This is a genomic window from Mycobacterium sp. (assembly GCF_049683935.1).
Lineage (GTDB): Bacteria > Actinomycetota > Actinomycetes > Mycobacteriales > Mycobacteriaceae > Mycobacterium.
Window position 1 is genome coordinate 44,612 of the sequence record NZ_JBAUJR010000071.1, and the last position, 21,908, is coordinate 66,519.

A 21,908-nucleotide genomic window follows, 5' to 3' on the forward strand; every position below is an offset into this window, starting at 1 on the left:
CTGACAGCGGCTTTCATGGACCGCGCCCGTCTTTGAGCGAGTCGCCTTCGGGTGAGCCCCCGTCTTCGGGTGGGTCGTGTTCGGGCAGGAGGTATCGCTGGGGGTGGTGGTAGTTGTTGATGCGGGTTTGGCCGGTGTCGAGGTCTGGTGGTGGGATCCATTCGGTGTCGCCGTGGTTGTTTTTGCGGGTGGTCCAGCCGGTCTTCTCGATGAGCCGGTTGTCGGGGCCGCAGGCGAAGGTGAGGTCGTCGATGTTGGTCTGGCCGTCGTTTTTCCAGTCGGCGACTGCGTGATGGACCTGGCTGTTGTAGCCGCACACGGTGCACCCGGGGCGGGTGCAGCCTCGTTCCTTGGCGTGCAACACGATTCGTTGCGCCGCCGACGCCAACCGTTTGGTGCGCCCGAGGTACAGCGATTCTTTGGTGTGGTGGTCGTAGATGTAGAGGTAGTGATGGGCGCCCCGGGCGGCCATCCGGATCAGTGTCGGGATGGGCAGTTTGGATCCGCCGCCGGTGACCGCCAACCCGGCACCTTGCTCGAGGTCCTGCAGGGTCGTCGACACGATCACCGTGACCGGCAACCCGTTGTGGGTGCCCAGGTTCCCCGAGGCCAGCGCGGCCCGGCCCACGGCTTTGAACGCATCATGGTTGCGTTGGGCCTGGGTTCGGGTATCGGACCCAGCCCGCGGCTCACCGGCCCCGCCGTCGGCCCCGCCGTCGGCACCGGGTTCGCCGTCGGCACCGGCCTCGCCCTCGTCAGGCTCGTCGTCTGGGATGTTGGCACCGGGGGCGGCTTCTTTGGCCAGGATCGCCTCCCAGTAGGAGCCGGCCTCGGCGTCCAGGCGCCCGCGGATCGACCTGGTCCCGTCACGCTGCTGTTTACCCAGCACGATGCCGCGGGTGCGGGCCTGCTCCTTCTCGCACGGTTCGGGGCCGTCCTGATCGATCATCATCAACAACGCCCCGGCCGCTTCGTCCAACGCTTCGGGTCCCAATCCGGCAGCCTTGCTGGCCAACTGGGCCTCCGCGTCCACCCGGGTGCCCACATCGACCCAGGACGGCAGCAATTTGTGGAACCCGGCGATGATCTCCACATGCTCGGCCCCGATCGACCCTCGAGCCTGGGCGGCGGCGGTCGCCTCCCACACCGGCGCCAACGGTTGCCCGGTCAACGACCGGCGCGGCCCCAACACCGCGGCCTCGCGCAACCGGCGTTTGGCGTCTTTGCTGCTGACCCGCAACGCCGTCGTGAGCACCTTCGGCCACGACGACTCCCCCAACCGGTGCGGTTCGGTCTCCGCGACAAGCCGGCTGAGCACGCGATGCTCCAACGCCGGGATCGACCGAGCGATCGTGGTCACCTCGGCCAGCAGCCCGACCAACTCGCGATGCGACACCACCTCACACGCCTGGTGCAGGATCTCCAGCTGAGACCTGATCGCCGCGACCGCGTCCGACACCTCACCCATGAATCGAACACTAGTTCGAACCACCGACAAATCCGGTACTCGATGTGACTCCAGAAACCACAGTGACACAAGAGGTTTGATGGCGTACCCGGGCTGAGCGTTGACTCGCACCAAAGATAAAAGTAACGTCAGTTTCACTTTTGGTCGTCACAGGAGCTCCCATGGAATCGTTTGTCCACTTACGCAAAGGCACAACACCCCGTCGCCTGCACGCCGACCTCGACGGCCTCAAGGACGACGAACTCGGCCGCGGCGGATTCGTCGGTCGCACGGCCAACCTGTATCGCCGCCACGATCCGACGGCATACCGCTCGGTGGGGCCATTGCGGCCCGTCGACGTGTTGTCGAGCGAACTCAAGCCCGGGGACGCCACCGATGCCGACGGCGGTCCCCTGCTGATGTTCTCCAATGCCGACTGCGAGGTGCTGCTGTCCCGGCGCGCTGAACCGATGCCGTACTTCGCGCGCCACATCGACGGCGACCTGCTGTGCTTCGTGCACGAGGGCGACGGTCTCATCGAGACCGAGTTCGGACCACTGCGCTACCGCAAGGGTGACTGGATCTACCTGCCGAAGGCGTGCACGTGGCGCCACGTCCCCGACGATCAGTGCACCTGGCTGATGATCCAGGCCACCGACGACTTCAGGGTGCCGCCGCCCGGCCAACTCGGCCGTCATTTCCCCTTCGACCCTTCCCAAGCGGTCATCCCCGATCCCCAACCCTTCGACGACGACGGCCGGGACGAATACGAGGTTCGGCTGGTTCACTCGCCGATCGACGGAGCCGGCACCACTTCGCTTTTCTACCAACACCATCCGCTCGACGTCGAGGGCTGGCGCGGCGACAACTTCGCGTTCACCTTCAACATCGACGACTACAACGTGGTGACCTCCGACAGCGTCCACCTCCCGCCGACAGTGCACCTGTTCATGCAGGCCACCGGCGTGTACGTGATGAACTTCCTGCCCAAGCCGGCCGAAGGGGTGGCGGGCACCGAACGCACCCCGTGGTATCACCGCAACGTGGACTTCGACGAGATCGCGTTCTTCCACGGCGGCTCGCTCTACGGCATCCCGATGCCGCCCGGGCTGATCTCGCATGCGCCGCAGGGGGTTCATCACGGGGCACCGGAGAAGGCCCGGGAGAGGGCTCGGCGCAAGTTCGACGATTTCCAGTCCGTGGACTGGCGGGTGATCGCGATCGACACCCGGCGGCGACTGGTTCCGTCGGCCGTGGTGCTGGCGAACGACCTCGGGCAGCACTAGATGGGGACCGCCGCGACCTCCGTCAAGCACGACTACCAGCGCATCCCGTATCTGGTTGCCTACCAGAACAACTCAGACGTCCGCGATGTGTACGGCGGTGTCGCCGAGCTGGTGGTGCTGGAGAGCTATCTGCTCAAACCGGCCGTGCCGTCGGACACCGTGCTGGTGTTCATGCATCCCATCGGTGGTGGTGCCTACCTGCCGATGATCAACGCCCTGGCCCGCGCCGGGCACCACGTCATCTACTGCAACAGCCGGTTCCGGGGCACCGACTCGGCGCTGTTGATGGAGAAGGTCGTCGAGGACCTCGGCGAGTGCATCAAGGACGCCAAGAATCGACTCGGCTACGCAAAGGTGGTGCTCGCCGGCTGGAGTGGCGGCGGGTCGCTGTCGATGTTCTACCAGCAGCAGGCGCAGCATCCGACGGTGACGGCCAGCCCATCCGGCGATGGTCCCGATCTGACGAAGCTCGGGCTGATCCCGGCCGACGGCATCATGCTGCTCGCCGCGCACATCAGCAGGCACGGCACCATGACCGAGTGGATGGACGCCTCCATCCTCGATGAGAGTGACCCCACCCGACGGGATCCCGAACTCGATCTCTACAACCCCGCCAACCCCAACCAACCGCCGTATACGCCGGAATTCCTCGAGCGTTATCACCAGGCGCAGGTGGCGCGGAACCGCCGGATCACGGCGTGGGTCAAGGCCAAACTCGCCGAACTCGAGGCACAGGGACGACCCGATGACGAGTTCGCGTTCGTCGTGCACGGCACGATGGCGGACCCACGATGGCTCGACCCGACCGTCGATCCCAACGAACGCACACCGGGAACCTGCTATCTGGGTGATCCTCAGGTGGTGAACATGAGTCCGGTGGGCCTGGCGCGGTTCTGCACACTGCGCAGTTGGCTGTCGCAGTGGAGCTACGACGACGCCCGCGGCGACGCCGTGACGTGCGGACCTGATATCGCAGTGCCGGCGTTGGTGATCGGTAACCTCGCAGACGATGCCTGCACACCGAGTCACACCCGTCGGATCTTCGAGGCGATCGGACACCCCGACAAGGAGATGCACGAGATCACCGGCGCCAACCACTACTACGCCGGGCCTGATCAGCGCGACAAACTGCGCGAGGCTGTCGGCATCGCCACCGACTGGCTGGTACGTCACGATTTCGCGGTAGCCCGGTGACCACATCGACGGGGCCCCTCGACGGGATCCGGGTCATCGAGGTCGGAACGCTGATCTCGGGGCCGTTCGCCGGTCGACTGCTCGGCGACATGGGCGCGGAAGTCATCAAGATCGAGCCCCCTGGCGCGCCGGATCCGCTGCGCACCTGGGGGCAGGCCGAACTCGACGGACACCACTTCTTCTGGACGGTGCACGCGCGCAACAAGAAGTCCGTCACCCTCAACCTGCGTGAGGAGAAGGGACGAGACCTCTTCCTCGAACTCGTCGACCACAGCGACGTCATCGTCGAGAACTTCCGGCCCGGCACTCTGGAGAAGTGGGGCCTGGGCTACGACGCACTGCACAACCGCAACCGCGGCATCATCCTGGTGCGGGTGTCCGGGTACGGACAGACCGGGCCGGACGCCCACAAAGCCGGCTATGCCTCGGTCGCCGAAGCCGCCAGCGGCCTTCGCCACATGAACGGGTTTCCCGGCGGCCCTCCCCCGCGACTGGCGCTGTCGTTGGGTGACAGCCTGGCCGGGATGTTCGCCGCCCAGGGCGCGTTGGCCGCGCTGTACCGCCGCTCGGTTTCCGGCGAGGGCCAGATTGTCGACGCGGCACTGACCGAATCATGCTTGGCGGTACAGGAATCCACGATTCCCGACTACGACGTCGGCGGGGTGGTCCGCGGGCCCTCCGGCACCCGGCTGGAAGGTATCGCGCCGTCGAACATCTATCCGACCGCGGACGGCAGCTGGGTGGTGATCGCCGCCAACCAGGACACCGTCTTCCGCAGGTTGTGCGGGGCCATGGGCCAACCTGAACTCTCGACCGACGAGAGATTCGCCAATCATGTTGCGCGGGGTCGTAACCAGGACGAGCTCGACACGATCATCGGTTCCTGGGCCGCGGAGCGCCACCCTGCCGACATCATCGCCACCCTCTCGGGGGCAGGGGTGATCAGCGGTCCTATCAACACCGTCGCCGAGGTGGTCGAGGATCCGCAGCTACAGGCCCGCGGCATGATCGCCGACCACTGGGACGAGCGCATCGGACGCAACGTCAAGGGGCCCGGAGTGGTGCCGGTCCTCTCCGAGACCCCGGGAACCATCCGGCACGCCGGGTCGGCCAGCCCCGGTCAGCACAACGACGAGATCTATCACGGCCTGCTCGGTAAGAGCCACGCCGAAATCGAGACACTGCGATCGGAGGGCGTGCTGTGAGCGAACCACCTGCCCACGTCGACATCAGGGATGTGTCCCTGCGTGACGGGCTGCAGATCGAGGACCCGATTCCGTTGTCGGCCAAACTCGATCTGCTCGCCGCCATCGCCGCGACGGGGGTGCGGGAGATGGAGGCGACAGCCTTCGTGTCGCCGTCGAAGGTGCCCGCGCTGGCCGATGCGGCCGAGCTTGCCGCTGAGTTGCACCACTTCGGCGACATCGAGTTCTCCGCGCTCGTGGCCAGTCCCAACGGGGCCAAGCGCGCGATCGCCGCCGGACTGAGGTCGATCGAATACGTGGTGTCGGCAGCCGACGGACACAGCCGCGCCAACGTGGGTCGGACATCGGACGAGGCGACGGCACAGATCCGGGAGATCGTCGCGATCGCCCACGACAGCGACGTCACTGTCGAGGTCATCGTCGCCACCGCATGGGACTGCCCGTTCGACGGTCCGACGGATCCGCAGCGGGTGCTGGACGTCGTCGCCGCCGGCACCGAAGCCGGGGTGGACCGACTCGCCATCGCCGACACCATCGGAACCGCCACGCCACGGCGGGTGCGCGACCTGATCGCCCTGGTCCGGCCGAGGATCGGTGACATCCCGCTCGGTGCACACTTCCACAACACCCGCGGTAGCGGATTGGCCAGTGCCTACGCGGCCGTCAGCGCCGGCGTCACCCGCCTCGACGCTTCGGTCGGTGGCCTCGGCGGCTGCCCGTTCGCCCCCGGCGCGAGTGGCAACATCGCCATCGAAGATCTGGTCTACCTGCTGCGCGACAGCGGAATTCACGTCGATGTGGACTTGCAGGCCGCCATCGCCGCCGCACGCGTCGCGCAGGACGCGGTCGGCCATGACCTGCCCAGTGCGCTGCTGCGGGCCGGCGACCGGAAGCTGGGCTAGCGGCCGTGCCGCCCCCGACGTCGGGAACGTTGAGCGCCAAGGGGCGTCAGACACAGCTGGCCATCGAGCAGGCGGCTCGGAAACTGTTCGCCGAGCACGGTTTCCACGGCACCACGCTTGGTGACATCACTTCCGCCGCGGGCAAGTCACCCGCCGCGTTCTACCGGTACTTCACCGACAAGGAGGATCTGCTGGCGGCGCTGGCCCAGTCGTTCCTGCGGGAGGTCGTGACGCCGTCGGGGCTGAGCCTGCAGCTGCCCGACTCCCCCGACGACGACGCCTTCTTCACCGCGGTGGTCTCCGGCTATTGGACGATGTTCAAGCAGAACATCGGAATCATGATCGCTGTGGCACAGCTGGCGACCACCCAGCCGCGCTTCGCACAGGTGCAGAACGAGTTCCGCCGCTTCGGCATCGACATCGTCGCCGCCTCGGTGCGCCGCGCCCAGGAGCAGGGATATGGCGCTGACCTGAATCCCGAGTACACCGCCGCCGCGATTGCGCTGCTGTTCGAGAACTTCACCACAGTCTTCGTCGGTACGCCCGATCTGGGACTCGACATCAACGACGAGGACGCGGTCACCACACTGGCGCGTATCTGGAAGAGAACGCTGTACGGGTTTTAGCACGACTGTCAACGGGGACCGTCCAAAGGAGAAATTGTGGATTTCAGCCTGCCTGACCATCTTCCCGGGCTGCTGGCCGACATGGATGCGTTCATCGAGGCGGAGATCAAACCGCTCGAGCGCGAACACATCCAGTACTTCGACCAGCGCCGCGAGTATGCCCGCACCGACTGGGACAACGACGGCATCCCGCGACGGGAGTGGGAGGATCTGCTCGGCGAGATGCGAAGACGAGCCGACAAGGGGGGTTGGCTGCGCTACGGGCTGCCGTCACGGTTCGGCGGCCGCGACGGCAGCAACATCGACATGGCGGTCATCCGAGAACATCTGGCGCATAAGGGACTCGGTCTGCACAACGACCTGCAGGACGAGTCCTCGATCGTGGGCAACTTCCCCCAGGTGATCATGATGGACCGGTTCGGCACCGAGACCCAGAAGAAGGAATGGACCGAAGCCCTGATCACCGGGGAACGGTCGATGGCGTTCGGGCTCACCGAGCCCAATCACGGATCGGACGCCACCTGGCTGGAGACCCGCGCTGTTCAGGACGGCGACGAATGGGTCATCAACGGCGCCAAACGATTCAACACCGGCGTGCACCGGGCGACCCATGACCTGGTGTTCGCACGAACCTCGGGCGACCAGGGTCAGGCCAGAGGCATCAGCGCGTTCCTGGTGCCGACCGATACCCCGGGGTTCTCCGTCCCGTACTACTGGTGGACGTTCAACATGCCCACCGATCACGGCGAGGTTCTGCTGCAAGATGTGCGGGTGCCTGCCGACGCGGCGCTCGGCGAGGTGGACCGCGGCCTCGAGGTCGGGCAGACGTTTCTGCACGAGAACAGGATTCGACAGGCAGCCAGCAGTCTCGGCGCGGCCCAGTACTGCATCGACCGCGCCGTCGGGTACGCGAAGGAGCGCTCGGTGTTCGGCAAGCCGCTGGCGGTCAATCAGGCGGTGCAGTGGCCGTTAGTGGAGCTTCAGACCGAGGCGCAGATGGTTCGGCTGCTGGTGCGCTATGCGGCGTCCGAGCTCGACCGCAATCACCACATGGAGGTCTCCGACAAGGTGTCGATGGCCAACTACCGCGCCAACCGCCTGGTGTGTGAGGCCGCCGACCGTGCGATGCAGGTGTTCGGCGGCGTGGGCTACAGCAGACACGAACCGTTCGAGCACATCTACCGGCACCACCGCCGCTACCGGATCACCGAGGGCGCCGAGGAGATCCAGATCCGCCGGGTCGCGCAGCGGCTCTTCGGGTTCGGCCACAAGTGACCGACACACTGGCCAGGGCGCTGGAACGGGTGCTCCACCCGATTGTGGGAGAAGTGAGCGTCGAGAACCTGCAGCCGCTCACCGGCGGAGCGAGCAGGATCACCTGGGCGTTCGACGCGGTGGCGGACACACGTCGCGCCCTGATCCTTCGCACCGGTGCCGACGACGACCTGCACGCCGGTATGGAGTTGGAGGCGTCGGTGCAGCGGCGTGCTGCTGCCGCGGGTGCACCGGTCCCCCATGTGCTGACCGCCGACAACTCCCCGGCCGCCCTGGGCAACCCGTATCTGATCTGTGACGCCGTCGCCGGCGAGACGATCGCACCCCGGATCCTCCGCAGGCTCGACGACGCGGGTCGGGCACGACTGCTCGAGCAGTGCGCCGCAGCGCTCGCGGCCATCCACCATGCCGATCCGGACGGCATCGGGTTGACATCGTCGGATGAGCTGGCCGGTTGGCGCGCCCGCCTCGATGAGATGGGTGACACCACAGCCCCTTTCGAATGGGCGTTTCGCCGCTTGGCGGAGCAGCGCCCCGCAGCGTCGCCGATGCGGCTGGTGCACGGCGACTTCCGGATGGGGAACCTGATCGTCGACGACTCCGGCCTCGCGGCGGTCCTCGACTGGGAGCTGACACACCTCGGCGAGGTCTACGAGGACTTGGCATGGTTCTGCATCCGGGCGTGGCGGTTCGGCGCGCCGCAGACACTCGGTGCGGGCGGGATCGGCAGCGTCGAGGCATTCCTGCGCGCGTACGAAGTCGCTTCGGGGACGGCCGTCGACCGCGGCGCCTTCCGCTGGTGGTTGACGGTGGCGACGTTGCGGTGGGGGGTCATCTGCCGGCACCAGGCCGAGCGGCACCTCTCCGGCGAGGCCCGGTCGGTGGAACTCGCGGCGATCGGTCGCCGGGTCAGCGAAACCGAATGGGACGTACTCGATCTGATGTCGGGAGGCGGACCGAGATGACAGCCTTGAACGGGCGCCCCACGGCGGCCGAACTCGTAGCGGCCGTCGCCGAGTTCCTCGACAACGACGTCCGCGCGGCGTGTAGCGGTCAGGTGGGGTTCCACGCCCGCGTCGCCGCCAACGTCCTGCGTATCGTCGAACGCGAACTGCTCGACGACACGGCCGACGCGGCGGTTGCCGCGCTGAACGATCTCGGATACGCCGACGAGGCCGAACTGTCCCACGCGATCCGCAGTGGCCTGCTGGATGATCGCCCTGAGGACGTGATGGCGTGTTTGACGGCTCTGGTCCGTCACCGGTTGTCGATCGCCCACCCCGGCTACGAAGAAGTTTGACGAACGCGCACCGGTGACTCAGTTCGACGAGGCCGCAGACCCTGGTCCGTAGGGCACCGCACCGGCAAGAATCCGCGCATCAACATCCGGGGTCAATCGCTGTGGAAGCGCACCGGCGCGAGTGCATACCCGCAGTACCTCTTCGGCGGATCCGGCAGTGAAGAGTGCATACACCGCGTCGTCGGCCGACACGGAGAGCACCAGAAGCAGCCGGGCTGAGAACTCCGTGGTCGCGACCGCAGCGCTGCAGGACTCCAGCAACGCGACGAACTTGGTGATCGCGGGGTCGGTGAATGCGGACCGGTGCCATTCGGCGAGGAAGTATCCCATCTCAGCCCGACACCTCGCGCAGGGTGTCGATCTGTCGCCCCAGTTCGGCGCGACCGCGGATGCCGAGCTTGCGATAGATGCGACCGAGGTTGTGTTCCACCGTTTTCGGGCTGATGTACATCGCAGCTGCGACGTCCCTGTTCGTCATTCCGGACGCGACCAACTCGGCGACGCGTAACTCGGACGGGGTGAGGATGTGCTGCGACGGGCCGGCGGCGGCGCGCTCGAGTTCGGCGCGGGCCCGGTCAGCCCACAGTGATGCCCCGAGACCTTCGAACGTTGCGAGAGCGTCGGCGAGAGTGACACGGGCGGCGTGCTTCTGCCGCAGGCGGCGCTGCAACTGGCCGACGACCAATTGGGTGCGGGCGCGCTCGAAGGGCATCGGCAGCGCGTCGTGTGCCTCGAGCGACCGGGCGGCGGCTTCTTCGGCGGCATGGATCTCACCGCGCGCCGCCAGCAGCATGGTTCGGCACCGGGCACCGATCGCGATCATCCACGGGCGGTTCAGGCGGGCACCGTTGTCCTCGAGTGCGTCGACCCACGGCTCGAACTCGTCGGTGCGGCCCAGTGCGAACGCCGCCTCCATCAGGTCCGGCAGGAACCACCACGACGCGATCTCGGTGTGTCCGTCGACGCCGCCGCGGGCCAGCAGCGGATGGAGTACTTCGACCGCCGCAGCGTGCTGTCCCAGCGAGAGCTCGAGAAAGCCCAGCACCATTCGTGGTCCGTCGAGCAGCGTCGTCTCCCCAAGTTGATCCGAGTGCTCCAAGACCAGTCCGATCTCGGCCCGGGCGTCGGCCTCGCGACCCTCCAGCGCGGCGATCAGCCCCCGCGGTACCGCCGCCAGGGCGCGGGCTGGAATGCTGTCCAGTTGCTCGGCACCGAGCAGCATGTCGTCGGTGACCTGCGTGGCGTCTCGGTGCCGCCCCAGCCAGATGTCGACCATGGCCGCGTGGGATTGGACCCAGAGCATGTCGACATCGGAACCCCTGGCAGCGCAGTATCTCTGGGCGTCGATGAATTGCCCACGGGCCTCCGTCAACCTGCCGGTCCACGACGAGACGAGCGCCTTGACGATGTGCGCGCTGAAAGGTGCCGCGGTGTGCACGCCGGTGTCGTGGCGCTGCTCCAGATCGATCGCCCGCTGTAGGGACACCTCGTCCACACCCTGCCCGTTGGCACAACGGAACAGCACCTGCGCAGCCAGCGCCTGGCTGATCAACATCCGGTCGGCGAACTCGTCTGCACGTGTCCGGGCCAGTTGCGCATGGCGAGCGGCACCTTCGGCGTCCCCGGCGGTCGACAACGTGATCGCCAAGGTGAGGTGGGTTCGCACCGTCAGCGCCGGATCGTCGGCGGCATCGACGACGGCGGCGTGGAGTTGTTCGATGGCGCGGCGGAAGTCGCCGCGGACGGAGAGGGCGCCGCCCAGCAACACCCGGGCGCGGGCGCGTAGCGGTCCTTCGGGGAGTTCGGATGCGGCGGGCTCCAACAGTGCGAGCGCGCGATCCACGTCACCGGAGAGGAGGTGGCTGTGTGCGGCGTTCACCCGACGTGTCGCGGTGCCGCCTCCGAGGCCGATGGCGAGTTCGAGCAACTCCGCGACAACTGCCGGCGAGGCCTTCGCACGCGCGGCATCTGCCGCTGAGTCAAGTGCAAGAAGGGTTTCGGGGTCACCTGTCGTCGCCGCCAGAGCCATGTGCCGGGCCTGACGTTCGAGCACCGGCTCGATACCGGCGACGGTCCGGTGGATGCGTCGTCGGTCCGCCGGGCGTGCCTGGCTGTAGACGACATGGGCGAGCAGGGGGTGGGAGAAGTGTAGCTGGCCGCCGTCGATGACGACGATGCCACGATTCTCCGGGACCTCGAGCAGCGTCACGATCCGCCGGACCGGCCGCCGCAGGATCGCCGCGAGCAGGTCCAGCGTCGGGTGGGTGACGCAGGCCGCGGCAAGCAGCACCTCGTGGACTTCCTCGTCGAGCTGGCCCACACGCAGACCCATGACGTCGGTCAGGGTCGACGGGAGCGCGGATCCCCAGGCCGAGTCCGCGGTGTCCAGTGCGTGGGCGAGTTCCAATGCGTAGTAGGGGTTTCCACCCGAGATCTCAGCGATTCGCGCCATCGTGGAGCGGGGGAACGACCGGCCGGTCCGACTCGACATGAGGCGGTGGAGCCGACCGAGCGGCATCGGCGCGATCGTCAGGCGCGTCACGCTCTCGGACCGTCCCAGATCCAGCCAGGACGCCGCACCGGAACGGTCCGGAACAGTCCGCTCGGTCACGACGATCCCGATCCGACCTCGCACCCGCCGCAGCGCATACGCCAACACGTCACGCGTCGCCGCATCGATCCACTGCACATCGTCAACCGCCAGCAGCACCGGCGTGCGCACCGCCAGTTCCTCGATGATCGACATGAAAGCCGCGGCGACCGAACGACGGTCGATATCGGCACTCGGGCCACCCGCGCGGATCAAGACCTGCTCGAGCGCCTCCCGCCGCGCGGCGGGCAGACAGTCGAGCACCTCGGGTTCGACATCACCGAGCAGATCGTCGAGCCCGACAAAGTCCAACAGCGACTCCGCTTCGCTCGCCCGCGTGGACAGCACACGGAAGCCGGCCTGCCGCGCCTCGTCATGCGTGGCCAGCCACAGTGTCGTCTTGCCGATCCCCGGCTCACCGTCGATGAGCAGCGCCGACGGTTGGCGCGCTGCCGCGTCGATAAATTCGGTGACGCTTGCTGCTTCGTCCTTCGCATTCACGGGCCGGCCTACCGGTGGAGGCGATCCGGGACCGGCGAAGTACGGGCGGAACTGCAGCCCGAGACAAGCGCCGGTTCGAGGGTTGCTCGGGAAGGATGAGGGCAGGTCACGTCGGTACCTCCATTGTGGAAGGGCGCGCAGGTCGGGCACGCTGGGAATCTCGATCACCGGCACCGTCATCGGATCGATCCGTCGTTAAGCGAAGTTCGGGCCATCTCGACGACGTGCACTGGTGCCTCCTAGGTACTGCCCAAACGCGTTGGGTGACGAGGAGGAGCGTATGAACGCGACGACTGTGGCGTCACGCGTAGTCGACTACGTGTTTATGCTCGTAGCGCTACTTAGTAGCAAGCAACTCGCGACCGCGTGAGTGCTCGCTGATCTGCATGTAGTGCGGGCTTCGCCCGGCTATGGTGACGCACATGGTGGGGTGGCAGGTAGGACCTTCGAAGTGCCTGATCAAGAAGGGCGTCGACTATCTGGTGATCGGCAGCGGCTTCGGCGGGTCGGTGGCGGCGGCTACTCTGGCCGAAAACGTGGACGATAAGACTTCAGTCTGTCTGTTTGAACGTGGCAAAGCGTATCCGCCGGGGTCTTTTCCCAGAACATGGAACGGCCTCAACGCCAGCTTCTGGGATCCGCCCTACCGGAACGGGATGTTCCAGATGTGGTCGTTCACCGGAATTGACGCGATCACAGCGAGCGGGCTCGGTGGCGGCTCGCTCATCTACGCCAATGTCATGTTGGAGAAGCCCGAGGCTTGGTTCACTCAACCGAACCCCGACGGATCAGGCACCGAATGCTGGTCATTCCGACACGGGGAACTCGCAAAGTACTACCAACAGGTGAGGGATTTCCTCAAGGTGGAGGAGCTACCGGACGAGTTGAGAACATGCTCACCCAAAACCACGCGGTTTCTCGAAGCACTGCCGGATGCCCAGCTGGCTCCGTTGGCGGTGCGCTTTTCCGCCACAGAAGGCAACCCGCAGTTCGGCGTCCCGCTCCCGGCGGAAGATTATGCAAACATCCACGGAGACGTGCAGCGCACCACGTGCCAGATGTGCGGTGAGTGCGATTTCGGGTGCAACGTCGGCGCCAAGAACACCATGGACCATACCTACCTGTCGAAGGCCGCCGACGACGGCGCGGAGATCTGCGTCCAGACCGAGGTGCGCGAGATCCATAGCTGCAATGACGGAAAGGGCCACCTGTTCCACGTCGGCTATATCGTCCACCGAGACGAGCCCGTCGCACAGGACCAGCCCGATCCTCCGCTGCAATGGATTAGGGCCAAACGTGTTGTCCTGGCTGCAGGAACCCTCAACACCACGCTCCTCATGTTGAGCAACAGGGGGAACCTCAACATTTCATGCGACGAACCGATCGGCAAGCGATTCTGCGGCAATGGCGACCTTCTCGGGTTCGCCCTACCTAAATTCTGTTCCCGGGGTCTGACTCCCAGCGGGGGTCCGGTCATCACCACCTACCATCAGAACGAGGAAGGTGGCCAACGAATTCTGTTACAAGACGGTGGGGCACCAAATTTGAGAAGTTGGAAACTGACTTGGAAAGAGGCCCGCGATCTAATCGTCGCGCTGGGCCGAGAGTGGGTCGAGCGCATTCGGAGGCCTCCTCGGGGCATTACAACCGCTACGCAGGAGCGCTCCGGTTGGCCGCGATGGCACTGGCCGCTGCCGATTCTGGGCATGGGCGCCGATACGCCTAGTGGCCAATTGACATTGGACAAGTCAAACTCCACCTTGGAGTGTGACTGGACGATCGACAAATCCCAATCTCACTTCAATGAAGTGCGGCAGCGCATGGAGTCACTCTCCCAGCGACTCACAACGCGCTTCCTGCTCAAGCCCCGATGGATCCTGAATCGCGTCATCACCGTTCACCCGCTGGGTGGCTGCCCCGCCGACACGACGGCCGACAAGGGTGTCGTCGACAGCTACGGCCGAGTCCACTCGGTGCCCGGACTGTGGATCGCCGACGGCTCGGTGATGCCGGGACCGATCGGCGCCAACCCCTCGCTGACCATTGCCGCCTTCGCACGCCGTGCTGCCTGCGAGCTCCTCAAAGAAGGCCTCGGAACGCCCTCCACCCCAGAGCCGTTCATTCGTTCTGAATGAGTTCTTTGCGCACATAGATCCGCCACAGGCCCCTTACGAAGAAGGCGACGTAGGCACCGACGGCGCGCCAGCGAGTGAACAATCCTCCGTCGCCGTAGCCACGCATCCTCGTCATCTGACGGACGAACTCCCACAGGGTGATCGAGATGACGCCCGCTGCACGCCGCGGCCGCTGCTTGTCATCGTCCGGTGTGACGTCGACGAGCGTCACACGAAGCCGCGTGGTGTCACCCCAGACCCGCCAGATGCGCCCTCCCCTCGGTTCGAGCACCTTGCGTGCCGTCATTTTGAATTGACGGTCATCGTTGATCAGGTCCGCGGTGTAGAGCATCTGTTGCACTGTTGTGCCGTTTGGCCCCTGGCCCGACTCAAACAATACGAATTTGCCGTTTTCGGTGACGAATCGTCCACCAAGCACGGGGATCACGACATCAGCACGCATGTCCGCTTCGCGCGAACTGCCTGCGATGAAGGCGGCGACGTTCGGGATATCAATGGTCAGATGCATCGCGGTGGCAAATCCGTCGACACGCTCATAACCGTCCACCGGGTCCAGCGCACGCAGTGCGATGCGCCCCGTCATCGTCTCCCGGAAACGTAACCCCGTCACCGATTACTCCGAGCCTGCGCGGCCAATACTGCGAACCAGACCACCGTTGCCCCCCATGCAACCCCCCAGGCGCACACACTGACCAACGGCACCTCAGTACTTCCACACACCGCAATCCAACCCACCACTGCGGCCACCAGTGCAGCGACCGCCGGCCACCGCAAACCCGAAAACACTTCGGTGATCGCCAGGACCCCGGCGAGCACGGCCGCCACTACCGCCAGATAGCCAACATTCGGAGCCACGACGCCCGGTCCGGAACCGAGATGTATTGCCAGGCTGGGAAACAGCAGGGCGGACAGAACAAAGAGCAGACCCATATGGCTGACCAGCACAAGTTTTGTCATCGTCAGCCACTCAGCCAATCGATCATTCGGGGGAAGATGTTGACGGCTGAATACTCCCCCAGGAAGGTGTCGAGGTGGCCATATCCCTCGGGCTCCCAAAGATCATGAGGTCCAGTGGTCTTGGCCTTGAAGACCCGGAAGGATCGCTCCATCCCTTGCGGATGGAATGTCTTGTTGTCGGCCCCGCAGACAAACAGGAACCGCGCGTCGGTCTTCGGCTCGTGGGCAAAATTCACGGGGATATCGTCGTATCCGCGCACCGCGACCAACTGCTTTGCCTTGAGGCATCTGCGAGTCTGCCGGAACAAGCTCACCGGTACATGCGCGAACTCCCCCTTGATCCAGTCGTGGGTCACGTCGTCGAGGTTCTGATGGCTCCACAGAGTCGGAAAGCCCACGCCGTAGGTGAAACTCGAGTGCTTACACACCGGGTTATTGCATTCGTGATGGAATGTCCGAACGAGGAAATCCAACAGTTTGGCGCTGAAACTCGATGCGTACAGCCCGAATTGCGGATTGAACCAGCTCGTCATCCTGCCCAGTGTCGCCAGCGCAATAGGCAGCTTGACCCCGGCGGACCACCGAACCTTCGGGTGCATCGCGGTCGAGTTGGCCACCACCGTCGTGACTTCGCGCAGCAGGCCGGACGCGATGGACATCATGAAGGCGTGGGAGCCCTGACAGTGCACAACAGCTTTGACTGCGTTGTTCTTCTTGGCGGACTCTGACGTTGTGAGCCTGAGGATCTCGGCTACCGCTGCCGGGAAATCATGCACCGCGGCGTCGTCGAACGTGTACTGCGTCGGTTCGAGATCGATGCTGGCACGCCAGTTGAGAAGCCAGACGTCGAAACCCGCCGCTGACAGCATCGCCGGAAGCGTGATCGTACTCGGAGGGCAGAAGAGGTTCGCTCGGGTGCCGGACCCGTGGACGAACATCACCGCGCCCATGTCACGCTCAGCTTCCGGGTCCGGACCGAGATGCTGGAAGTTGAGTTGAAATCCGTCCTTCGCCTTGAACCAGACGGTCTCCATCTTCGGCAGTGCGGCACCGTCCGGGTTCCGCAGCGAGATGTCGGACTCGGTCAGCAACGGCGATATCGAGAACATCCCCATTCACAAAACCCCTTCACGTGTATCAACAGCGCCCACGGTTGTCGCCATCGCCGCCCGATCGGGGACGCCGAGTTTCATACATGCCTTGTACACATGGCCTTCCACGGTTCGCACCGAGACACACAGTCGGTCCGCGATGGCCTTGTTGGTCATGCCCTGCGACACCATCACCGCCACCTCGCGCTCACGTCCGGTCAACGGCATCGGGTTGAGGACACGTTCCAGTGCCGGCGTCGTCGGGTTGCCGCACCGTTGGGACAGTTGACTCGCGCGCGACTTCGCGGCGATCTCCCCTGCGCGGTCACCACTTGCCTGGTGGGCGGCCGCGGCCTGCGCGGCGGCGTCGGCAGCGACGGCGATCATCCCCGCCGCCTCGAGGTCCACCGACACGTCATTCAAGCCGGCACCGTCGCCACTGGCCAGCGCTGCGGTGTGCGCGACACACAGATATCCTGCAGCACAATCGATCTTGGCGTTCACCCGACGGGCTGCCGCCAGTCCCTGAACGTCGCCCAATCGCGCGCCGTCATGCAGTACCCGCAGCAGGATCGCGTCCTGACCCGACTGCTCGGCGGCATGAGCGGCATCCCGGACGGCACCGACCGCACCGCGGAGGTCGCGGGCCGCAGCCAGTGTCCACGCCCGAGCCAGCGCGAGGTCGGGCGCATACACCTGCGAGCGCAGGCCGTGGCTGGCCTCGGCGCGCTGCAGCGTGCTGGCGGCATCGGCCGCGCGACCCTGCTGACCGAGGGCCTGCGCGAGTCCAATCAGCGCCAGCGGGCCCCAGCTGTAACCGGTCGAGGTGAGCGCTGCCGCCGCCTGGCGTAGCAGGATCACCGCGTCGTTGTAGGAACCCGACGCCAAAAGTGTGTGACCCAAAAGCACTTCACCAATCGCGCGCCCCGGCTGCTGGAACTCCGAGAAACTCAGATAATGCCGTGCCAGGCGTTCGGCAGCGGGCACATCGCCGGCCATGATGAGCGCCAGCGCTTGGCCCAGCCCCATCGTGAACCGCAGCAACCCGGGGTGCGTCGCGTTCAGACCACGCTGTGCGATCGGTTCGACGTCGGCAAACCGGCCCAGACGCGCGCTGGACAGTGTCGCCGCCGCAGAAGCCCAGGCCACTGCGAGATCTTGGGCATCGTCGGCGTCGAGCACACCGTCGGCGACGCGGACAGCCTGTACCAGATCGCCGGAGTTGAACGAAAACGTCGCTGCCAGGGCATCAATCGTGTGCAGCGCGGCGCGCTCGGTGATTCGCGCCCGCATCTGCGACAGATAGACCACGGCCTCAGCGGATTCGGAGAGCATCCAGAATCGGTTGGCGGCCTTGGGCAAAGTCCAGGCCATCAAGTCCCATTGCGACAGCGTGTCCGGGTCGACCGGGGACAGCACGTCGTCGGCGTCGCGGCCACGGCCCTGCCAGGACAGTGCGTGGGCGAGCGGCAGTCGAGCCGACAGCGCGCCGGTCTGGTCCAGCGCGCCACGCGCCAACCGCTCCCCGAGTGCGAGGTCACCCAACCGCATCGCCTCCCACGCCAGACCGGTCAGTTCGTCGGCCCGCGGCGGATCGTCGGTGTCGATTGCCAGTCCGGCCAGCCGCAGCCGTGCGCTGATGCTTTCCGGTGCGCGGGCCGAGAGTTGTTGCACCAGTTGGGTTCGGAGCCGGCGAGCCGCGAGGCGGCCCAACCCCGATCGGACGCGTTCAGTGTAGAGCGGGTGAAAAGGATGGACGACCAGGGTTCCGGCTTGATCACTGACCGCGACGACCCCGGTCGTCTCGGCCTGATCAACCGCGTCGAGGCCGGTGAGCTCCGCTAGGTCGGACACCGCCAATGGTTCCTCGATGGCGAGGAACTCCAGGACTGTGCGCACCGGCGACGGCAGCGTGACCAGGTGCTGGTCGATCAGGGTGGAGAGCTGCGGGGTCAGTGGCATCTCGCCGCGAAGCTGCCACACTCCCTCCACCTGTCGCAGCGAGCCGGTGTTGAGCGCGGACTCCACGAGGTGCCGCAGGTAGAGCGGATTACCCTGGCTGACATCGAACACCCTTGTGGTGCTGACATCCTCGACCACGCCGCCCAGCGTCTGCTCCAGGAAGAAACCGGTCTCGTCGTAGTCGAACGGGAAGATGTCATGGCGCGCGAGGATGTCGTCCTTCCAGAGCGCGGTGACAGCGTCGGGGACCGACTCGCCCTCGCGAACAGTCAGCAGCATGTGCGCTTCGCCGTTGACGGCAAGCTGATGCACCAGCGTCGCCGACAGCGTGTCGAGTTGATGTGCATCGTCGACCACGAGGATGAGGCCACGCGCGGCCCCGGCCCGTAGGGCTTCCCGGGCGGCCCGGAGCACGGTGGCCGGTTCGTCGGCGCCGGCCACCGCGATCAGATGGCTGAAGGCTCCGAACGGAATGCCTTTCGCCGATGCGGTCGCCGAAATCCACTGCGCCGCGAATTGGGGATGCTTCCTGGCGAATTCCTTGAACAGCTTGCGCGCCATCGACGTCTTTCCGACGCCCGGAGCCCCGACGAGCACAGCCGACAGACTCGCGCCACCGATCGCCGATTCCACCTGCTGACGCACCAGGCCCCGACCCACGGTCATACCGCGCACCCCCCTCGCCCGAATGCTAACTGCCGGATCGTCCGGGGGCGGGCTCAAACAGCGAAAACGCCGTCTGATTTCAGATTCGGCGAATCCGCGCCAGCCACGCGGGTTCGTCCACCCGGGTTCCGACAGCCAGCTTCAGCGCCTCGGCGTGTACGTCGGTGACGAGCCCGCGGTAGGTCGTCGTGGTCAACTCTTCGATGTCCCAGCCGGTGCCGAACGCCTCACGGATGGTCTCCTCGCTGACCTCGGGTCCGAATCCGCGGCCGGCGTCGGACAAGGCGAGCACATGCACAACCGCTCCGGGTCGAGTGGCGGTGTGCAGGCTGCGCACGTACTTCGCACGGTCACCGTCGTCGAAGACATGGAAGAGCGCGCTGTCGACGATCGTGTCGTAGCCGGGCACATCGTGCAGGTCCAGCGCATCGGCAACCTCGAACCGCGCGTCGACGCTGCGCTCGGCGGCATTGCGGCGGGCCTGCTCGACGGCTGTCGGGGCACCGTCGACACCGAGCACGTCGTATCCCGATCCTGCCAACAGGATCGTGTGCTCGCCGGTGCCGCAGCCGACATCGAGCACCCGACCGGTGATGAGTCCGCGGCGTTCCAGCTCGACGATGGTCGGCTGCGGCTCGCCGATCACCCAGGGCGGGATCTGGTTCTTGTAGAAGTCGTCGAATCGGGAGATCGTTGGCGTTTGGTCCATGAAGCCCAGTGTTCAACCTGAACTGAAGTTGAGGTCAACAGGATGTCCGAAACCGGAACGCGGACTGTCACCGACGTGGCCGAGCGACTGTTCGACGCCATCGAACGCAGCGATATCACCACCGTGGAGCAGCTGTTCAGCCCCGCGGTAGCGGTGTGGAAGAGCGGTGACGACAGACCCAGCGGCCGGGAGCGATCGGTTCGCATCATCGGGTGGTTCGTCAACACCACCGTGGGCCGGCGGTACGAGATTCTCGACCGCCAGGTGTTCAACGGCGGCTTCGTCCAGCAGCACATCCTGCACGCCGATGGCCGCAACGGTGCGTCGATCGCGATGCGGGTCTGCATCGTGATCAAGATCGGCATCGACGGCCTGATCACCCATATCGACGAGTACTTCGACCCGGCGGCGATCGCTCCCCTGCTCTCCGACGACCGAACATGACGGATGTTGCCGACAAGGCAGGCGTTTTCGGGGACGCGACATTCCCGTCGGGCTACCATCGCGCCCATGGCTGTGCCCTTGCCGGCGTCATCGCGCACGTCCGGGCCGCTGCGGATCCTGGTCTACAGCGATAATCCGAGAACCCGGGAGCAGGTGCAGCTCGCGCTGGGCAAGCGCGTCCACCCCGAACTACCGGAGCTCAGCTACCTCGAGGTTGCCACCGCCGCGATGGTGATCAAGCAGATGGATGCGGGCGGATTCGATCTGGTCATCCTCGACGGCGAGGCCAGCCCGGTAGGCGGAATGGGCATCGCCAAGCAGCTCAAGGACGAGATCAAGCACTGCCCCCCGGTACTGGTGCTGACCGGACGTCCCGATGACGCATGGCTGGCCCGGTGGTCTCGCGCCGAAGCGGCGGTTCCGCACCCGATCGACCCGATTCGCCTGGGCGACGCGGTCGTGTCGTTGCTGCGCACCCCCGCCTGACAGCTGGAATCGCCAAAAGTGCTGTGCCACTTGGGTTTTTAGGGCACAACGGGATCGCCGCACGACGCTAGTAGCGATACTAATCAAAATGTGTGGCTTGCATCCAAAAGCGGGCTAGGCTGTGTGCTAGCTCACATCGACAGCCCCGAGGAGCGCCTGCTCAGCATGAATTTGTACACACCGATCCTGGTGCTTGGCGCGATCGCCGCTGTGTTCGCCGTCGGTTCGGTCGGGATCGCCCTGCTGATCGGACCCAGGCGCTACAACTTCGCCAAGCTGGAGGCCTACGAGTGCGGGATCGAACCGATGGACGCGTCCGATCCCGCCGCGGCCGCCACCGGGCAGCGATTCCCGATCAAGTACTACCTGACGGCGATGTTGTTCATCGTGTTCGACATCGAGATCGTCTTCCTCTACCCGTGGGCCGTGGCTTTCGACAGCCTGGGCGCCTTCGGCGTCATCGCGGTGGGCCTGTTCTTGTTCAACGTTTCTGTGGCGTACGCCTATGAATGGCGGCGGGGAGGCTTGGTGTGGGACTAGAAGAAAAACTGCCCGGTGGGATTCTGCTGTCGACGGTGGAGATGGTTGCGGGCTACGTACGTAAAGGGTCGCTGTGGCCTGCCACCTTCGGCCTGGCCTGCTGCGCGATCGAGATGATGGCCACCGCCGGCCCCCGCTTCGACATTTCCCGCTTCGGCATGGAGCGGTTCTCCGCGACGCCGCGCCAAGCCGATCTGATGATCGTCGCAGGACGCGTGAGCCAGAAGATGGCGCCGGTGCTGCGTCAGATCTATGACCAGATGGCTGAACCGAAGTGGGTTCTGGCGATGGGGGTCTGCGCGTCGTCGGGCGGGATGTTCAACAATTACGCCGTCGTGCAGGGCGTCGATCACGTGGTACCGGTCGACATCTACCTGCCCGGGTGTCCGCCTCGACCGGAGATGCTTCTGCACGCGATCTTGAAACTGCACGACAAGATTCAGGAGATGCCACTCGGGGTCAACCGCGAGGAAGCGATCCGGGAGGCCGAGAAGGCGGCGTTGGCGGTGCAGCCGACGATCGAATTGAAAGGCTTGCTGAGGTGAGTGAGTCCCGAAATGACGACGAGTCACCTGAGGTGATCGGTGTCCGC

At 65.6% G+C, this 21,908-nt stretch carries 21 protein-coding genes; 13 read left to right on the top strand and 8 right to left on the bottom strand.

Translation table 11 applies throughout. The annotated features are described in order from the left end of the window. Positions 1 to 13 precede the first annotated feature (13 nt). Positions 14 to 1,468, bottom strand: coding sequence for an HNH endonuclease signature motif containing protein (locus WA965_RS03940; protein WP_526302983.1), 1,455 nt, complete (start codon positions 1,466 to 1,468; stop codon positions 14 to 16). A 161-nt stretch (positions 1,469 to 1,629) separates the two neighbouring features. On the opposite strand from WA965_RS03940, the gene WA965_RS03945 reads away from it, so the two are divergent. Genes WA965_RS03945 through WA965_RS03980 form a run of 8 tightly spaced genes read left to right on the top strand, consistent with a single transcriptional unit; the run spans position 1,630 to position 9,235 of the window. After that, positions 1,630 to 2,733, top strand: coding sequence for a homogentisate 1,2-dioxygenase (locus tag WA965_RS03945; RefSeq protein ID WP_526302982.1), 1,104 nt, complete (start codon positions 1,630 to 1,632; stop codon positions 2,731 to 2,733). Further along, positions 2,734 to 3,927 (top strand): alpha/beta hydrolase family protein, encoded by a 1,194-nt coding sequence (locus WA965_RS03950; protein ID WP_526302981.1) that lies wholly within the window; start codon positions 2,734 to 2,736, stop codon positions 3,925 to 3,927. Next, positions 3,924 to 5,132, top strand: coding sequence for a CaiB/BaiF CoA transferase family protein (locus WA965_RS03955; RefSeq protein ID WP_526302980.1), 1,209 nt, complete (start codon positions 3,924 to 3,926; stop codon positions 5,130 to 5,132). The genes WA965_RS03950 and WA965_RS03955 overlap by 4 nt, the downstream gene beginning before the upstream one ends. Continuing rightward, positions 5,129 to 6,034, top strand: a complete 906-nt coding sequence (locus WA965_RS03960) for a hydroxymethylglutaryl-CoA lyase (protein WP_526302979.1) — start codon at positions 5,129 to 5,131, stop codon at positions 6,032 to 6,034. The genes WA965_RS03955 and WA965_RS03960 overlap by 4 nt, the downstream gene beginning before the upstream one ends. A 5-nt stretch (positions 6,035 to 6,039) precedes the next feature. After that, positions 6,040 to 6,660: a TetR/AcrR family transcriptional regulator gene (locus WA965_RS03965; RefSeq protein ID WP_526302978.1), complete on the top strand. Its 621-nt coding sequence runs from the start codon at positions 6,040 to 6,042 to the stop codon at positions 6,658 to 6,660. Between the two features lie 36 nt (positions 6,661 to 6,696). Continuing rightward, positions 6,697 to 7,935 carry an acyl-CoA dehydrogenase family protein gene (locus tag WA965_RS03970; protein WP_526302977.1) on the top strand — a complete coding sequence of 413 codons (1,239 nt, stop codon included), beginning with the start codon at positions 6,697 to 6,699 and terminating at the stop codon, positions 7,933 to 7,935. Beyond that, on the top strand, positions 7,932 to 8,900 hold the full coding sequence (locus WA965_RS03975; protein WP_526302976.1) for a phosphotransferase family protein: 969 nt from the start codon (positions 7,932 to 7,934) through the stop codon (positions 8,898 to 8,900). The genes WA965_RS03970 and WA965_RS03975 overlap by 4 nt, the downstream gene beginning before the upstream one ends. Beyond that, on the top strand, positions 8,897 to 9,235 hold the full coding sequence (locus WA965_RS03980; RefSeq protein ID WP_526302975.1) for a DUF6285 domain-containing protein: 339 nt from the start codon (positions 8,897 to 8,899) through the stop codon (positions 9,233 to 9,235). Before WA965_RS03975 ends, WA965_RS03980 begins: the two co-directional genes overlap by 4 nt. Before the next feature lie 18 nt (positions 9,236 to 9,253). On the opposite strand, the gene WA965_RS03985 is transcribed toward WA965_RS03980, so the two are convergent. Then, positions 9,254 to 9,565 (bottom strand): hypothetical protein, encoded by a 312-nt coding sequence (locus tag WA965_RS03985; RefSeq protein WP_526302974.1) that lies wholly within the window; start codon positions 9,563 to 9,565, stop codon positions 9,254 to 9,256. 1 nt (position 9,566) lies between these two features. Beyond that, positions 9,567 to 12,506, bottom strand: coding sequence for an ATP-binding protein (locus tag WA965_RS03990; RefSeq protein WP_526302973.1), 2,940 nt, complete (start codon positions 12,504 to 12,506; stop codon positions 9,567 to 9,569). A gap of 242 nt (positions 12,507 to 12,748) precedes the next feature. Here WA965_RS03990 and WA965_RS03995 point away from each other — a divergent pair, with 242 nt between their 5' ends. Continuing rightward, complete coding sequence (locus WA965_RS03995; protein WP_526302972.1) at positions 12,749 to 14,461, top strand: GMC oxidoreductase; 1,713 nt, start codon at positions 12,749 to 12,751, stop codon at positions 14,459 to 14,461. Here the strand turns inward: WA965_RS03995 and WA965_RS04000 are convergent. The 5 genes from WA965_RS04000 to WA965_RS04020 form a co-directional block, all read right to left on the bottom strand. After that, on the bottom strand, positions 14,445 to 15,044 hold the full coding sequence (locus WA965_RS04000; RefSeq protein ID WP_526447105.1) for a hypothetical protein: 600 nt from the start codon (positions 15,042 to 15,044) through the stop codon (positions 14,445 to 14,447). The two genes, WA965_RS03995 and WA965_RS04000, sit on opposite strands and share 17 nt — an antisense overlap. Before the next feature lie 23 nt (positions 15,045 to 15,067). Next, the gene (locus WA965_RS04005; RefSeq protein WP_526302970.1) at positions 15,068 to 15,436 is read right to left on the bottom strand and encodes a hypothetical protein; all 369 of its coding nucleotides are present in this window, start codon (positions 15,434 to 15,436) and stop codon (positions 15,068 to 15,070) included. Next, positions 15,421 to 16,533: a hypothetical protein gene (locus tag WA965_RS04010; RefSeq protein WP_526302969.1), complete on the bottom strand. Its 1,113-nt coding sequence runs from the start codon at positions 16,531 to 16,533 to the stop codon at positions 15,421 to 15,423. Before WA965_RS04010 ends, WA965_RS04005 begins: the two co-directional genes overlap by 16 nt. Next, a complete protein-coding gene (locus WA965_RS04015; protein WP_526447107.1) occupies positions 16,534 to 19,137 on the bottom strand; it encodes a helix-turn-helix transcriptional regulator in 2,604 nt (867 codons plus the stop codon). It lies immediately after the preceding gene. A 79-nt stretch (positions 19,138 to 19,216) separates the two neighbouring features. Next, on the bottom strand, positions 19,217 to 19,846 hold the full coding sequence (locus tag WA965_RS04020; RefSeq protein ID WP_526303151.1) for a class I SAM-dependent methyltransferase: 630 nt from the start codon (positions 19,844 to 19,846) through the stop codon (positions 19,217 to 19,219). A gap of 42 nt (positions 19,847 to 19,888) precedes the next feature. Here WA965_RS04020 and WA965_RS04025 point away from each other — a divergent pair, with 42 nt between their 5' ends. The 4 genes from WA965_RS04025 to WA965_RS04040 all read left to right on the top strand — a co-directional run bounded on the left by WA965_RS04025 (position 19,889) and on the right by WA965_RS04040 (position 21,861). Then, positions 19,889 to 20,290 carry a nuclear transport factor 2 family protein gene (locus WA965_RS04025; RefSeq protein WP_526303152.1) on the top strand — a complete coding sequence of 134 codons (402 nt, stop codon included), beginning with the start codon at positions 19,889 to 19,891 and terminating at the stop codon, positions 20,288 to 20,290. A gap of 66 nt (positions 20,291 to 20,356) precedes the next feature. Next, the gene (locus WA965_RS04030; RefSeq protein WP_526303153.1) at positions 20,357 to 20,776 is read left to right on the top strand and encodes an Rv3143 family two-component system response regulator; all 420 of its coding nucleotides are present in this window, start codon (positions 20,357 to 20,359) and stop codon (positions 20,774 to 20,776) included. A gap of 165 nt (positions 20,777 to 20,941) precedes the next feature. Then, the gene (locus WA965_RS04035; protein ID WP_178360724.1) at positions 20,942 to 21,316 is read left to right on the top strand and encodes an NADH-quinone oxidoreductase subunit A; all 375 of its coding nucleotides are present in this window, start codon (positions 20,942 to 20,944) and stop codon (positions 21,314 to 21,316) included. Further along, positions 21,307 to 21,861, top strand: a complete 555-nt coding sequence (locus WA965_RS04040; protein WP_526303158.1) for an NADH-quinone oxidoreductase subunit B — start codon at positions 21,307 to 21,309, stop codon at positions 21,859 to 21,861. The genes WA965_RS04035 and WA965_RS04040 overlap by 10 nt, the downstream gene beginning before the upstream one ends. Positions 21,862 to 21,908 lie beyond the last annotated feature (47 nt).

Coding starts and splice junctions, on each gene's coding strand:
- WA965_RS03940 (WP_526302983.1), bottom strand. CDS start 1,468: ATGGGTGAGGTGTCGGACGCGGTCGCGGCGATCAGGTCTCAGCTGGAG.
- WA965_RS04015 (WP_526447107.1), bottom strand. CDS start 19,137: ATGACCGTGGGTCGGGGCCTGGTGCGTCAGCAGGTGGAATCGGCGATC.
- WA965_RS03995 (WP_526302972.1), top strand. CDS start 12,749: ATGGTGGGGTGGCAGGTAGGACCTTCGAAGTGCCTGATCAAGAAGGGC.
- WA965_RS04010 (WP_526302969.1), bottom strand. CDS start 16,533: ATGGGGATGTTCTCGATATCGCCGTTGCTGACCGAGTCCGACATCTCG.
- WA965_RS04035 (WP_178360724.1), top strand. CDS start 20,942: ATGAATTTGTACACACCGATCCTGGTGCTTGGCGCGATCGCCGCTGTG.
- WA965_RS03950 (WP_526302981.1), top strand. CDS start 2,734: ATGGGGACCGCCGCGACCTCCGTCAAGCACGACTACCAGCGCATCCCG.
- WA965_RS04030 (WP_526303153.1), top strand. CDS start 20,357: ATGGCTGTGCCCTTGCCGGCGTCATCGCGCACGTCCGGGCCGCTGCGG.
- WA965_RS04025 (WP_526303152.1), top strand. CDS start 19,889: ATGTCCGAAACCGGAACGCGGACTGTCACCGACGTGGCCGAGCGACTG.
- WA965_RS03990 (WP_526302973.1), bottom strand. CDS start 12,506: ATGACGGTGCCGGTGATCGAGATTCCCAGCGTGCCCGACCTGCGCGCC.
- WA965_RS04020 (WP_526303151.1), bottom strand. CDS start 19,846: ATGGACCAAACGCCAACGATCTCCCGATTCGACGACTTCTACAAGAAC.
- WA965_RS03985 (WP_526302974.1), bottom strand. CDS start 9,565: ATGGGATACTTCCTCGCCGAATGGCACCGGTCCGCATTCACCGACCCC.
- WA965_RS04000 (WP_526447105.1), bottom strand. CDS start 15,044: ATGACGGGGCGCATCGCACTGCGTGCGCTGGACCCGGTGGACGGTTAT.
- WA965_RS03980 (WP_526302975.1), top strand. CDS start 8,897: ATGACAGCCTTGAACGGGCGCCCCACGGCGGCCGAACTCGTAGCGGCC.
- WA965_RS03945 (WP_526302982.1), top strand. CDS start 1,630: ATGGAATCGTTTGTCCACTTACGCAAAGGCACAACACCCCGTCGCCTG.